This window comes from Flavobacterium beibuense, assembly GCF_004151245.1.
Taxonomy (GTDB): Bacteria; Bacteroidota; Bacteroidia; order Flavobacteriales; family Flavobacteriaceae; genus Flavobacterium; species Flavobacterium beibuense_A.
Genome location: NZ_JUIW01000006.1, coordinates 1 through 13,217 on the forward strand (window position 1 = coordinate 1; position 13,217 = coordinate 13,217).

General features: G+C 37.4%; 13 protein-coding genes. 5 read left to right on the plus strand and 8 right to left on the minus strand.

Annotated features, from left to right (window positions below; genetic code table 11):
* Positions 1-139: 139 nt before the first annotated feature.
* Together NU09_RS08910 and NU09_RS08915 are read left to right on the plus strand one after the other, a co-directional pair.
* Entirely contained in the window at positions 140-754 is a 615-nt protein-coding gene (locus tag NU09_RS08910; protein WP_129750938.1) for a hypothetical protein, read from the plus strand.
* Positions 755-830: 76 nt separating this feature from the next.
* Entirely contained in the window at positions 831-1,133 is a 303-nt protein-coding gene (locus NU09_RS08915) for a hypothetical protein (protein ID WP_129750939.1), read from the plus strand.
* A 75-nt stretch (positions 1,134-1,208) separates the two neighbouring features.
* Here NU09_RS08915 and NU09_RS08920 read toward each other — a convergent pair whose 3' ends face one another.
* Both NU09_RS08920 and NU09_RS08925 read right to left on the minus strand, forming a co-directional pair.
* A complete protein-coding gene (locus NU09_RS08920) occupies positions 1,209-1,856 on the minus strand; it encodes an endonuclease III domain-containing protein (protein WP_129750940.1) in 648 nt (215 codons plus the stop codon).
* Between the two features lie 64 nt (positions 1,857-1,920).
* Positions 1,921-3,144: a Shedu immune nuclease family protein gene (locus NU09_RS08925; RefSeq protein WP_129750941.1), complete on the minus strand. Its 1,224-nt coding sequence runs from the start codon at positions 3,142-3,144 to the stop codon at positions 1,921-1,923.
* A gap of 101 nt (positions 3,145-3,245) precedes the next feature.
* On the opposite strand from NU09_RS08925, the gene NU09_RS08930 reads away from it, so the two are divergent.
* Together NU09_RS08930 and NU09_RS08935 are read left to right on the plus strand one after the other, a co-directional pair.
* Positions 3,246-4,424, plus strand: coding sequence for an AIR synthase related protein (locus NU09_RS08930; protein WP_129750942.1), 1,179 nt, complete (start codon positions 3,246-3,248; stop codon positions 4,422-4,424).
* Positions 4,425-4,590: 166 nt separating this feature from the next.
* A complete protein-coding gene (locus NU09_RS08935; RefSeq protein ID WP_129750943.1) occupies positions 4,591-5,322 on the plus strand; it encodes a YqjF family protein in 732 nt (243 codons plus the stop codon).
* A gap of 64 nt (positions 5,323-5,386) precedes the next feature.
* On the opposite strand, the gene NU09_RS08940 is transcribed toward NU09_RS08935, so the two are convergent.
* Positions 5,387-8,506 carry a right-handed parallel beta-helix repeat-containing protein gene (locus tag NU09_RS08940; protein ID WP_129750944.1) on the minus strand — a complete coding sequence of 1,040 codons (3,120 nt, stop codon included), beginning with the start codon at positions 8,504-8,506 and terminating at the stop codon, positions 5,387-5,389.
* Positions 8,507-8,686: 180 nt separating this feature from the next.
* On the opposite strand from NU09_RS08940, the gene NU09_RS08945 reads away from it, so the two are divergent.
* Complete coding sequence (locus tag NU09_RS08945; protein WP_129750945.1) at positions 8,687-9,118, plus strand: hypothetical protein; 432 nt, start codon at positions 8,687-8,689, stop codon at positions 9,116-9,118.
* A gap of 71 nt (positions 9,119-9,189) precedes the next feature.
* Here NU09_RS08945 and NU09_RS08950 read toward each other — a convergent pair whose 3' ends face one another.
* From NU09_RS08950 to NU09_RS08970, 5 genes are all read right to left on the minus strand, one after another.
* Positions 9,190-10,296, minus strand: coding sequence for a peptidylprolyl isomerase (locus NU09_RS08950; RefSeq protein ID WP_165357680.1), 1,107 nt, complete (start codon positions 10,294-10,296; stop codon positions 9,190-9,192).
* A 13-nt stretch (positions 10,297-10,309) separates the two neighbouring features.
* Positions 10,310-10,867, minus strand: a complete 558-nt coding sequence (gene gldI, locus NU09_RS08955) for a gliding motility-associated peptidyl-prolyl isomerase GldI (protein WP_129750946.1) — start codon at positions 10,865-10,867, stop codon at positions 10,310-10,312.
* A 5-nt stretch (positions 10,868-10,872) separates the two neighbouring features.
* The gene (locus tag NU09_RS08960; protein WP_129750947.1) at positions 10,873-11,886 is read right to left on the minus strand and encodes a DHH family phosphoesterase; all 1,014 of its coding nucleotides are present in this window, start codon (positions 11,884-11,886) and stop codon (positions 10,873-10,875) included.
* 128 nt (positions 11,887-12,014) lie between these two features.
* Positions 12,015-12,488, minus strand: coding sequence for an SRPBCC family protein (locus NU09_RS08965; protein WP_129750948.1), 474 nt, complete (start codon positions 12,486-12,488; stop codon positions 12,015-12,017).
* A gap of 5 nt (positions 12,489-12,493) precedes the next feature.
* Positions 12,494-13,168 (minus strand): DUF4919 domain-containing protein, encoded by a 675-nt coding sequence (locus NU09_RS08970; protein WP_129750949.1) that lies wholly within the window; start codon positions 13,166-13,168, stop codon positions 12,494-12,496.
* Positions 13,169-13,217: the final 49 nt, after the last annotated feature.

Here is a 13,217-nt window from a genome sequence, read left to right on the forward strand (position 1 = left end):
GATAGGGTTTTTTGTTTTGTATTTATTTGTAAAATATATCTGATAAAAACACACACCTTAATTTGCTATATCCATAATAAAGGCATGGTATTTGATATTTCCTGTTAAAAAATTAAAAATCATTAACCATAAATTACTCATGAAAAAACGATTATTAGGCCTTACACTAATAACCTTGCTATGCTTAGGTATAGCTAATGCTCAGGAAACTAACGGATCAAAAGCCAGCGTGGAAGAATCAGTTACAGGAATTCAGGCCGGACCTTTTGGAGCATGGGTTAATCATGAATTTAAATTGACTAATCAATTGACTCTTAGAGCTGAAGCCGGAATTACAACGGAATATTGGTATAGTGGTAATTACAAAGGTAAGTCAAATATAGATGATGGTTGGTCATATAATCCGGTTATTACTGCAGAAACCCGTTGGTATTACAATTTAAACAGCAGAATAAGAAAGGGTAAAGGCATCAAGAAAAATAGCGGAAACTTTCTTTCACTACCTATTTCATATCACGCTGATTGGTTTTTTATTGATACTAATAAACAAACCAGTTATTCCTTAGACAGTAATATTTTATCAATTGTACCTACATGGGGCATACGCAGGACTATAGGTGAACACTTTGATTATGAAACAGCTATAGGTTTGGGTTATGGTTATGTTTTTAAAAAGAAGGAAGGTATCTATACGTGGGGGTCTGATCAAGGAACAGTACTTAATCTCCACTTTAGAATAGGATATCATTTTTAAACTTTAGGAATATTTTAATACAGCCTGTGGTTAGTTATTGTAACTTTAGACTGAATTTCAACTAAACAACTATACCATGAAAAAACTATTTTTGGCCTCAGCTTTGCTAATGGCTTCTCTTACAGCCTCTGCAGGAGTTGCTATAAAGAGTAGCACAGTTTGTATTTTAATACAGGAGCAGGACGTATATAAAAAAATTAAAGTAACCGAAATACCTAAAGAGGTTCTTGATAAAATTCATAAAAACTACGGTGATTATGAGATTAAAGAAGCTTATAAGTCTGATGAAGGTAATTATAAACTATTGCTTATGAAAGACGGTATAGGGTTAACGGCGTCGTTTACGAAAGCAGGCGACCTGATTAAAATTTATTCCTAATTTATCTATTATAAATGGAAAAGGGATTATCTGAATAAGATAGTCCCTTTTTTTATTTTGTATAATACTCTTTTGTTACTTTTTCTTTTCATTGTGATAGTATTCACAAACGTCTTTCATAACGCATTCACTGTGTTTTGGGTTACTGGGCCTACAGGTTTCACGACCCAGGTAAGATATCGCCATACCGGCATCAGCCCACATATCTTTCGGAATAACCTCCATCATCTGTTTTTCTATCTTAACAGCATCTTTCCCCTGAGCTATGCCTAAACGGGGAGCAACACGAATAACATGCAGATCGGCCATAATGCCTTCTACAGGTACACCGGCTTCACGCATTATCACATTTGCCGATTTACGCCCCAAACCTTTAAGAGCTGTAAGCTCTTTCATGGTCATAGGAATGTTCTTGTCTTCTTTAACGGTAGAAGCAATGTCCTGTAACCAGGCAATTTTGTTACCGTGAAAACGCACTTCGCTCAGTATTGCGGTAAGCTGTTCGGTATTGGCTTTTGCCAAAGCTTTCATGTTAGGGAACTCCTTAAAGAATTTAGGGGCTACCTTATTTATATGGGCATCGCTGTCCTGTGCCGAAAGTACAACCATTACCAGTAGTTGGTAAATGTTTTTATATTCTAACGGATGCTTTGCGCCTTTATATTTGGTTATAAGTGGTTTAAGCGCTTTACCCCAGTCGGTTTGTTCGTTAAATAAATCCATAGAATAAAGTTACTGTTTTATTTTAAATGATGGATTTTTAAATTTTGAATGAGTCTTACAGTTACTAGGTTAATAAATTTCTATTTTCATTTATGTTTAATATAAATTTAGCTCTTTCAAGTAATTCGTCAAATGTAATTATTTCTATATCATTTATACTTCGCCTATATAATTCGAACGAACTGAATTTCTCTTTGTTAATTCCTTTTTCAGCTGTAAACTCATTTAAATTGCCAATGAGAAGAAAGGATTTAGGACGATAAATAAATATTTCTTCTCCTGTGGGGTTGCCAGTCTCATCAGTCGGATTTATTTTGTTTAGTAAATTTTCTAATGAACTTTGAATGGTTTTATGAATTTGGGAAATACCTCCCGATAATTCATTTGATGGAGGGTAAACATTTGGTCTGTATGGATTTGTTGTTAGTAGCTTTGTTTTGTGGGTTTTGATTTCTGCAAAACATAAAGAACTTATTATTCCTTTAGACTTCATCATTGCATCAGCACGTTTACCTCTATTAATTACATCATATCCCTCAACCACCTGTTCTAGTTTTTTATTTTCAAGGGGTATATTAATTATATATTGTAATCCAAATCCAAAAATCCACGTATTCTTCTCAAAGAAAAACTGCCATAAAGCTTCATCGCTTGTAATATTTAATTTTTGTTTTTCATCATTAAAGAAATTTACATCATTCATAAGTTTATCGAAATATGAAAGTTGTTCTTTTCTATAAACTAAGTTTAAAACATCTTGTTGAGTTACATTTTCTTGTAATATTTCATTAAACAATTCAATATTATCTTTATAAATATTGTAAGCTTGATGTTTGTTTAAAATTATGCTTTTTAATTCTTCATCATTTATTTTAAAACCACTTTCGTCCTCAATCTCAAGCTCTTTTATATTTTTAATGAAATTAAAAAGTATCTTTATTTCTTCTCCGCGAAATGAAAAATATGTTTTATGAGGAGAGCCAGTTTCAGTTGTAAATTTCTGAATCTGTAAAATATAAATTCCACGATTTTCTTCTAAAAATTTAGCTGTTATTTCTTGTCTTCCTTCAGAGGTTACTCTGATTTTAATTTCTCCTTTCTCCTTTACAAATTGATATGTTTGTTCAGAATCAATAACTTTTGAAGCATATCGGATAGGGATTAATTTTTCTATAGTTTCCCCGTCAATATTATCTAATGCTTTTGAAATTATTCTTTTTGAAATGTATATTTTATTTGGTTGTTTACCTTTATAATAGTCATATTCATTATTGTCATTATTAATCATAATATCTGGTTTGAAGTATAAGTAAATTTAAATAAAATTAAATAATTGAATAATTCCCACATTAAAGTTATCTTTGCACTCAGCAATACAAACCCTATTTCATGAGTTCTGATAACAGCAAACGCTATAGCCTAAGGGGAGTTTCGGCTTCTAAAGAGGATGTTCACAATGCTATTAAAAACATAGATAAAGGCTTATTTCCAAAAGCTTTCTGTAAAATTGTACCCGACTATCTAACAAACGATGAGGAGTACTGCCTTATCATGCATGCCGATGGTGCAGGTACTAAGTCGTCACTGGCTTATATGTACTGGAAAGAAACGGGAGACATTTCTGTATGGAAAGGTATAGCTCAGGATGCCCTTATCATGAACATAGACGATCTTCTTTGTATAGGTGCTGTAGATAACATTATGCTGTCGTCTACCATAGGCCGTAATAAGAACCTTGTTCCGGGTGAGGTTATCTCGGCTATCATTAACGGTACCGAAGAACTTATTGAAGAGTTAGGGAAATTTGGTGTTACCATCCATTCTACCGGTGGTGAGACTGCCGATGTAGGTGACCTTGTTCGTACCATTATCGTAGACTCTACAGTAACTGCCCGTATGAAACGTAAGGATGTTATTGATAATGCTAATATTAAGGCCGGAGACGTTATCGTGGGGCTTGCTTCTTATGGAGAGGCTTCTTACGAAAAAGGATACAACGGTGGTATGGGAAGTAACGGACTTACTTCTGCACGTCATGATGTGTTTGATAATTACCTGGCTCAAAAATACCCTGAGAGCTATGATGCGGCTGTTCCGGCAGAACTTGTTTACTCAGGAAAAACCAAACTTACCGATGCTGTTGAAAACAGCCCTATAGATGCCGGTAAGCTTGTACTGTCGCCTACACGTACGTATGCGCCAATCATCAAAAAGATACTTGATAAATATACTCCAAATGATATTCACGGTATGGTACACTGCAGTGGTGGTGCACAAACTAAGGTGCTTCACTTTGTAGATAATGTACACGTAATAAAAGATAATCTTTTCCCTGTACCGCCATTATTTAAGCTTATACAGGAGCAGAGTGGTACCGACTGGAAAGAGATGTACCAGGTATTTAACTGCGGTCACCGTATGGAGCTTTATGTTCCGCAGGAAATTGCCGAAGACATTATTGCAATCTCAAAATCGTTTAATGTAGATGCAAAAATCGTAGGAAGGGTAGAGGCTTCTGATAAAAAAGAGCTTACCATTACCAGTGAATATGGTACATTTACTTACTAAAATATTTAATCCGCCCACTGAGGCGGATTTTTTTATTTCTTATATTGGAGTCTATTTAGATTGCTCCCCTACACTTCGTTTCGGTCGAAACGGAATTCCATTCCGAGTGAAGCGATAGCGAAATCGAGGAATCTCTATGTAATTGTGATTTAACCTTACCAAACCAATGAACAACACTTTTCTTAACGCCCAGTGGCGTAAGCTTGTAATGATGAATTATGCTGTGGATCCAAAGATTTTGGAGCCTTACGTGCCTTTTAATACCGAACTCGATTATTTTAATGATACCTGCTATATAAGTCTTGTGGGTTTTATGTTTGTTGATACTAAAGTATTGAATCTTAAAATCCCGTTTCATATTAATTTTGAAGAGATAAACCTTCGGTTTTATGTTAAGTACGGTAATACAGAAGATTATAAAAGGGGAGTAGTGTTTATTAAGGAAATAGTCCCGCGTCCCGCACTTACCTTTGTGGCTAATATGCTCTACAACGAAAACTATGAAACCTTGCCTACCCGCCATAGCTGGATAGAGCGTGACGATTCGTTAATGGTGGAATACGGCTGGAAGAAAGATGGCTGGAACAGTATTAGGGTTACGGCAGACAAAGAAGCTACGGATATAAAAGAGGGCAGCGAAGAAGAGTTTATTACCGAACATTTTTGGGGCTATACCAAAGTAAACGATAACGTAACTTCTGAATATGAAGTGGTACACCCGCGCTGGCAAGTTTACCCTGTAAAAGATTATGAGATTAATGTAGATTTTAAAAACGTCTACGGACCTCAGTTTGATTTTCTGAAAGCGTTAAAGCCAGTCTCGGTATTTTTGGCAGAAGGTTCAGATATAGTTGTGAGGAAAGGAAAGAAACTAAAAACAGCAACCGAATTGATATAAATAAAAAAGGGCAGTTTTAAACTGCCCTTTTTGCCAACCATTGAATTAAGATATATTACACCAATTACCTTCCAATAATAAGTTTGTGGGTTTCGGTAGCTGTATCGCTAACAATCTGCATTACATAAGTGCCTGAGGCAAATTGCTGCATTCCCACTTCGGCAGCCATTCCGTTTGTCTGCATTTCCATAACCAGTTTACCTGTTGCAAGGTCATATACGGCTATTTGTGCATTGCTGCCATGTTCCTGTGCCAATTCAAGATTAAACACTCCGTTAGCTGATGGATTAGGATATACAGTACTTCTGTTAGCCGATACTACAAAGTCTTCCGTGTCTAAAGAGCACGCTTCCTGCGATTCATAAGCACCAATATCCCTACGTCCGTTAAATACATCCTGACCTAACTGATCCTGAGAATTGTCGTTAGGGTCTCCCATATCTGCAGCTGCACTTGGGCATCCCAGTTTATGTGTAAAAGTACTTCCTCCGTTATCGCCAAGTGCTAAAAGCTCTATTTCTAATGGGGTGGTTATAGATCCTGATATATCGGTCTCTGCGCTAACATAAGCTTCCGCTTCGGCAATACCCACAAGATTGTATCCCATTGAGTTTACCATTTCTCCTTCGGCATATATATCGGCACCTGCTACAACCGACAGGTTTCCTGCTACAATAGTATTTGTTACAGTAGGAGCCATCATAGAGTTGTTAGATATACCACCACCACTTAGAGTAGCCGAGTTTAAGGTTATGGTATTGGCGTTTACCATCAGTTCGGCATTGTTATAAATACCACCTCCGTTTGTTAGTGAAGTATTGCCAGATATAGTGGTTTTAACCACATTAGCAGAACCTGCATTTATATGTATACCACCACCTTGTCCTAATAATCCGGTAGCACTGTTGTTTGATATTGTAGAACTATTTACATTTAACGTACCTCCGTTATTAAATATACCTCCGCCACCGTCATCGGCAGCTATACCTGCAGCCACATTACCATCTATGGTTACGTTGTTTACAGTCATTATACTTCCATTCTGATTCCAAAGTCCGCCCCCCTCACGTGCAGCAACATTCAGATTTACAGTACCTCCGTTAATTTCTACCATAGCGACACCGCTAATATGTAATGCACCACCATTACCCGGATTAGCGGCACCTGCGCTTCCGCTTACATTGTTCTCATTAAGTAATGATGCATTTATGGTAAGATCTCCGTCCACAATCTCAATACCACCCCCGGCACGGTTAGCACTGTTAAGTGTAATGGTAGTGTCGTCTATGGTTACCATACCATCTCCACTAAAAATACCGCCGCCGCTGCCGCTTGTTCCTGTAGCAAGGTTGCCCGAAATGGTACTGTCTGAAATTTGAACCATACCACTCACATTAAACACACCACCACCGCCATCGGTAGCTGCATTACCTTCTGCTTCATTGTTTTCAATCATTACATTGCTAATAATCATGGTTCCGCTACCGTTCCATAGACCACCGCCCTGTAGCGAAGCCGAGTTATTGCTAACCATACCGCCTGTAATAGTTGCACTACCAGATCCGGTAATGTGCAGGCCACCACCATTACCCGGAGGGCCTGAAACTGAATTTCCGGTAAGGTTTACATTGGTAAGTATAATTGTGCTTGTGCCTGAATTATCTTCTATACCGCCACCAGCTCTAACAGCCATATTTCCTGAAATTTCAGAATCGGTAATAGTAAGCTCCGATCCTACATCGTTAAGTATACCACCGCCACTGCCCAGTGTCCCGTCAGCAGTGTTATTACTAATGGTGGCATTAGCGATTACCAGAGTACCTGCATTAAGGTTGTAGATACCACCACCGCCCTGATCGGCTCCTGCACCGCTCGCAGTATTGTTTGTTATAAGTGTACCGTCTATGTTCATAGTTCCCGAACCATTCCATAAACCACCACCTTCGGCTCCTGCCTCGTTTCCGGAAACTTCACCACCATTTATGATAATATTGCCCATTCCCGTTACGTGAAGTCCGCCACCGTTACCCGGTGAATTGTTTGTTGTATTGTTTGAGATAGTAACATCATTTAATGTTACAGCACCTGCCATTCCTGAGTTATCTTCTATACCACCACCAGCACGGTTAGAAACATTGCCTATAATTTCTGCTTCGGTAATGGTAAGTGTACCGCCTACGTCGTTAAGTATACCACCTCCTGAACCTGAAGCACCATCGGCAGTATTATTACTTATAACAGTTTCGGCATTTATCATAAGCATACCGCTAAGGTTGTAAATACCACCACCACCTTGGTCGGCACCCGCACCGCTGGCAGTATTACCGCTTATTACAGTACCTTCTATGGTCATCATACCGCTTCCGTTCCAAAGTCCACCACCTTCGGCAGCTGCCATATTATTATTTACGGTACCGCCAGTAATTACAGTATTACCTGCTCCGGTAATATGTAGTCCGCCACCGTTACCTGGGCTTGATCCTGTCATGTTATTATCCAGAGTAACATCGGTAAGGGTAATGGTAGTACCTGCACCGGAATTACCTTCTATACCACCACCTGCTCGACCAGCAGCATTACCTGTAATTACACAATCGTTTACGGTAAGGTTACTTCCTGTACCTACTAATATTGCCCCCCCGCTTCCGGCGATACCGTCAGCTTCATTACCGGTAAAAGTTGATACATTAAGGGTAACATCACTCATTCCTGTAATGTAAATGGCACCCCCACCCATTCCGGCTGTAGCACCACTTGCCGTATTGTTAGTAAAGGAGCTGTTGTTTATAAGTACATCGGTATCTGTTATAGAAAGTGCCCCGCCATTATCTGATGCAGCACCGCCTGTAAAAGATATATTATTAATGGTTACCATCGATGCATCTGTAATAACAAAAATACTGTTACTGCTTCCGCCACTTATAATAGTGGCATCATCTCCATTACCGTTTATAATAAGTTCCTTATCAATAGTTATTGAGCTACTAAGTGTAATAGTGTTGTTATTGGTGGTTATTGCAAAGTTAATTGTACTTCCCGCCGTAGCATCCAGTACTGCCTGTCGCAGTGACCCCGCGCCACTGTTATTGGAATTTATTACAGTATATACCTGAGCATTGGCTGAAACTCCAAGGAAAAGGCATACTACTATAATAATTTTTAAAAGAGTAGATTTTTTGTCCATATCATAAAATATTTTTGGTTTGTATTATTTGTAGTTACGATATTAATTATTTAATGGTTTTATAATTAAATAGTTAAATAAAACTTAAAATGATATTTAAGGCTGTGTAAATAATTTGATATGAAGATTTTTTGAATGAAAACTATTACTACCTTTAATAAAAATTTAATTACACAGGACATGAAAGTAAACTTAAAGAGCGGAGTAGATAAGCTTTTGTTCGGGATGAAACAAAATGATGTAAAGGCTGTATATGGCGAGCCTGACAGAGAATATAAAGACGATGAGAATAATGTTATTTATGTATATAATGAAAGGAAAATGAGACTTACCTTTTATGAGGATGAGGATCTAAAACTTGGATACATTATCTCATCACATCCTGATCTGGAGCTTTTTTCGCACAAAGTAATAGGGAAGAAATGGACCGAAGTGGCATCACTAATGAAGGATAATAAGGTGAATTCTTTTGAAAAAGAACCTTATGATATTACCGACAACTATTTTAATGAAGATAACTGGATTATTTTTCAGGTAGAATTTGAAGAGGTTAATACTTTAGAGGTCGGTGCGGTATTTAACAGCAATGACGAGTTTGACTGGAAGTTTTAAACTTTAGATAAAGACAATAAAAAAAGGACATCAATATTGATGTCCTTTTTTATTATAGCTAGCGCCTGTTATTATTTCTTTTCAGGCATCTTGTCAAGCATTTTTATCTCAAACGTGATATTAGCATTTGGAGGGATAACACCGCTGGCACCTCTTTCACCATAAGCAAGGTGAGAAGGGATGTAAGCAATAAGTTTATCACCTATGTTCATTTGCTCAATAGCTTCAATAAATCCGGGAATCATACCTGTTTTTTTACCTGTTTGGAAAGGTATTGGAGTATAAGCGCCTGCAGCATCTTTTTGAGGGATGTAGTTACCAAACTTTTTAGCAGTCTCCACATCGCTAGAATCAAATAGGGTTCCGTTTTCAAGGAAACCGCTGTAATCTAAATATACTTCAGATCCCGGCAGAGGTTTTTGTCCTGAACCTTTCTCTAAAATTTTATAAACAAGCCCAGAGGCAGTTTTAGTTCCTGTAGCTTTAAGTTCGCTTATGTAAGCAGCCATATCTGTTTTGGCTTTTTCAAGTTCTTCAGCTTTCTTTTTCTGCTCTTCAGCAGCTTTTTCATAGTACTCCTTGAAAACTTTATCAGCCTTAAATCTCTTGGCTTCTTTACCAACGCGTATAATTTTTACGCTAATCATATCGTCTCCATTCTCAATTAGGTTTACCACATCCTGGCCTTCAATAACGTGACCAAAAACAGTATGTATACCATCTAAGTGAGGTGTAGCTTTATGTGTAATAAAGAACTGGCTTCCGTTTGTGTTAGCACCGGCGTTAGCCATAGACAGTATACCTTCTTTATCATGTTTAAGATCTGTAATCTCATCAGGAAATTTGTATCCCGGTCCGCCGGAACCGTTTCCGTTAGGATCTCCCGTCTGGATCATAAAGCTTTTAATAACACGGTGAAACTTTAAACCGTCATAAAAAGGTTTTCCTTTTCTGTCACCTACTACCATTTCGTTGGTTCCTTCTGTAAGAGAAACAAAGTTGGCTACTGTAAGCGGAGTTTTTTGATACTCAAGCTGTAAAAGAATTTTACCTTTATTGGTTGTGATTTCTGCATACAAACCGTCTCCCAGTTTAGGGTCTGTAGCGACAGCATCGGTATTTTTGCAAGAAAAAAATAAAGCAACAAGGCTTAAGAATAAACTTGTCATTGGTTTCATTTATAGATTTTGATTAATTTTTCTTTGTGTCGTCCGGCTTAATGTCGTTAAGGGTAACGGTACACATTAAAGGCTGGTTAGTGCCTATTTTGTCCAAGTCGCCCCTGTAGCCGTAGCCAAGGTTTGAAGGGAATAGAAAAGTTACTTTCTCACCTTTGTTCATAAGCTTTATACCATATCTAAGGCCTGCCATGATATCTTCCTTGTCTACATAGTAAACCTGAGGCTTTAATTCTTCTTCGGTATAAATAACATTACCTTTTATATCTTTTATATCATAAGTATAATAGGCAATATCACCACGTTTGGGTGTAATGGTATCTGTAGTGTTTTCTATATCATAGCGGTACCAGTAACCTTTGTCGGCTGCATGGTATTTATGCTCAGGACTCTTTTTAATAATAGAATCTATAGCCGACTCCTCATTAGCAATAAGTGCCTTGTTGCGTTCTATAGACTCCTGCATAAAAGTACCTGAACTGTGAGAAACAGGATATCTTGCCTGCTGTTGTGAACAGGCCGTTATAAGGATTGCAATAAAAGCTAAAGGCAATAAAAATGTCTTCTTCATTTTTGTCAGTCTATTTTAGTGTGTGCTAATGTAGCAATAAATTTTTGTATTGTAGCTTCCAGAGTATCGGTAGATTTACCTCCGGCAGCATTAATATGTCCGCCGCCGCTAAAATGCTCACGGGCATACTGGTTAACATCAAAACCATCTTTGGATCGGAAGGATATTTTTATTATTCCCTCATCCTTATTTTCTGTAAACATAGCTGTAAACATAATATCCTTCATGCTAAGTCCGTAATTTACAATACCCTCTGTATCACCTTTACTGTGCCCAAAACTGTTTAATTCGTCCTGAGTAAGGTAGGTATAAGATGTTTTGTAAAGTGGCAGTACTTTCATATTCTGCAAAGCCCTTGCCAAAATTTGTATACGGTTATGAGAATGATTGTCGTAGAGCAGGCTGTGAATTTCGCTGTTATTTATACCTTTATCAATAAACTCTGCTACTATACGGTGTGTAGTACCAGTAGTTGATGGATATCTGAAAGATCCTGAATCGGTAACAATACCTGTATAAAGGCAGGTTGCAAGGGTTTTATCTATAAGCTCTTTTTCATTAAGCATGTTTATAAAATGATATACCATTTCGCAGGTTGACCCATAACTGGTATCGCTAAACATATAGGCGGCATAGCTATCGGGTTTTTGATGATGGTCTATCATTATAAACGGAACGGTAAGTTCTTTTAGTGCCGCTTCCATTACATCTCCCGTACGGCTAAGTACGTTAAAGTCCAGTGTAAATACTATTTCGGCTTCCTGTAAAATACGGGTGCTTGTTTCAGTATCCTTTTCAAATACCTTTACAGTATCCGATTCCGGCAACCAAGTTAAAAAGTCAGGAAATTCATTTGGTGAAATAACCGTAGCATCATGCCCTTTTAGTTTCAGGAAGTGGCGTAATCCCAGTGTAGAACCCATAGCATCGCCATCTGGGTTACGGTGTGGTATTATGGCTATTTTTTTAGGAGAAGCCAGTAAACTCTTAATCTTTTCAATATCGTGTGAAGTCATCATGCTGCGAATTTACAGTTTTTTGCTTTATATGTGTGTTTTAGGGTAGAGGCTATTCAAAAAAAAAGCCTCATTAGGTATTGCCCTACTGAGGTTGTACTCTGGTTGAATATTTATTAGTTTTTACCGGTTTAGCTGGTACCGTTCAGTTGTATAGTGGTTATAGGTTTAATGTCGTTTTCGGCAAATCGTTTAAAATCGTTTAAATATTTAAGGGACTGTTTTTTAAAAGAGCCGGGCATTATAAAGGCTATTATTTTCATAAAGCCTTTAAATTCAAAATAGTTTTCAGAAACATATTTTGTTCTGTCTCCCGGTAAAGGTATAAATCTGTTTTTTACAACATTATAAACCCCGTTTGCCTCATAGGTTCCTGTATATTCTTCCGGGAGTTTCTTTACGGTTATGGTTTCCAGCATTTCAATATTACGGTTGCCCATCCTGAAAATCAGGCGGGATTTTGCCCCAGGTTGCCCGGATACACCGTTAAGAAGTTCAAAGCTTGCCAGCCCGTCCATCCAATACTTCATGTTGTGAGGGTTATCAAAAAGTTCGATAACCTTACTTACGGGTAGGTCGATTTCAATTTCAACTGTATAGTTCATCTTAGCTAAAATTTGAGAGAGTTAAGACATCTCGAAACTTCAAAGTATAGTCCTTCTATATTGTAAGAGTTCTCTTTTAGGGTCAAATAATCATAAAGCCCGTCAATAAGCTCTTGCTGTCCGCCATATTCAAACCCTAAAATGTTTATGAGTTCATATTCGTTTATAACATTAATTACGTAAAAACTGGACTCTTTAGATGTACCTTCGCCGGTGCTGAGTATGGCGTCAAGTATTATATTTGCCTTAACGGTTTCTTTTACAGCATCATCATATTGTCGCAACTCATTGTAAACAAATATCCTGTATTCCATCATTCGTATACTAAAGGGATATGTTTTTAATATTTTAGAAGAAAGGGTTAGTATATCCTGATAGTCTTGTTGGGTAATCTCTTCTTTCTGTAAAATTTCGTTTAGGTCCTGTTCAGCGTCCGAACGTTCGTAGGGGGCATATTCATCCTGAAAAGAATATCCAAAATAAAGATGCCTGCGTTCTTCAATAGTCATAGTGCTGTCTGCAACTATAAATCTGGCATAAAGCTTATCAAAATAATAAGGAGAGTTTTTGTCTTTTACATTTTTCTCAATAAGATCGAAGTCAGGCTTTTTTAATTCAAAATCCTGGGCAAAAAAAGACTGTGAAATAAATATTATTAGTAAGGAATATAGTAATTTCATGTTGGTAGTGGGTTGATAGTTTAAAGATACTAAAAATAGTCTAAATTTT

What these genes read in the sequence shown, in the direction of transcription:
- NU09_RS08970 (WP_129750949.1), bottom strand. Translation starts at nt 13,168, where the DNA reads ATGAAATTACTATATTCCTTACTAATAATATTTATTTCACAGTCTTTT.
- NU09_RS08920 (WP_129750940.1), bottom strand. Translation starts at nt 1,856, where the DNA reads ATGGATTTATTTAACGAACAAACCGACTGGGGTAAAGCGCTTAAACCA.
- NU09_RS08915 (WP_129750939.1), top strand. Translation starts at nt 831, where the DNA reads ATGAAAAAACTATTTTTGGCCTCAGCTTTGCTAATGGCTTCTCTTACA.
- NU09_RS08960 (WP_129750947.1), bottom strand. Translation starts at nt 11,886, where the DNA reads ATGATGACTTCACACGATATTGAAAAGATTAAGAGTTTACTGGCTTCT.
- NU09_RS08925 (WP_129750941.1), bottom strand. Translation starts at nt 3,144, where the DNA reads ATGATTAATAATGACAATAATGAATATGACTATTATAAAGGTAAACAA.
- NU09_RS08945 (WP_129750945.1), top strand. Translation starts at nt 8,687, where the DNA reads ATGAAAGTAAACTTAAAGAGCGGAGTAGATAAGCTTTTGTTCGGGATG.
- NU09_RS08950 (WP_165357680.1), bottom strand. Translation starts at nt 10,296, where the DNA reads ATGAAACCAATGACAAGTTTATTCTTAAGCCTTGTTGCTTTATTTTTT.
- gldI (WP_129750946.1), bottom strand. Translation starts at nt 10,867, where the DNA reads ATGAAGAAGACATTTTTATTGCCTTTAGCTTTTATTGCAATCCTTATA.
- NU09_RS08940 (WP_129750944.1), bottom strand. Translation starts at nt 8,506, where the DNA reads ATGGACAAAAAATCTACTCTTTTAAAAATTATTATAGTAGTATGCCTT.
- NU09_RS08965 (WP_129750948.1), bottom strand. Translation starts at nt 12,488, where the DNA reads ATGAACTATACAGTTGAAATTGAAATCGACCTACCCGTAAGTAAGGTT.
- NU09_RS08930 (WP_129750942.1), top strand. Translation starts at nt 3,246, where the DNA reads ATGAGTTCTGATAACAGCAAACGCTATAGCCTAAGGGGAGTTTCGGCT.
- NU09_RS08935 (WP_129750943.1), top strand. Translation starts at nt 4,591, where the DNA reads ATGAACAACACTTTTCTTAACGCCCAGTGGCGTAAGCTTGTAATGATG.
- NU09_RS08910 (WP_129750938.1), top strand. Translation starts at nt 140, where the DNA reads ATGAAAAAACGATTATTAGGCCTTACACTAATAACCTTGCTATGCTTA.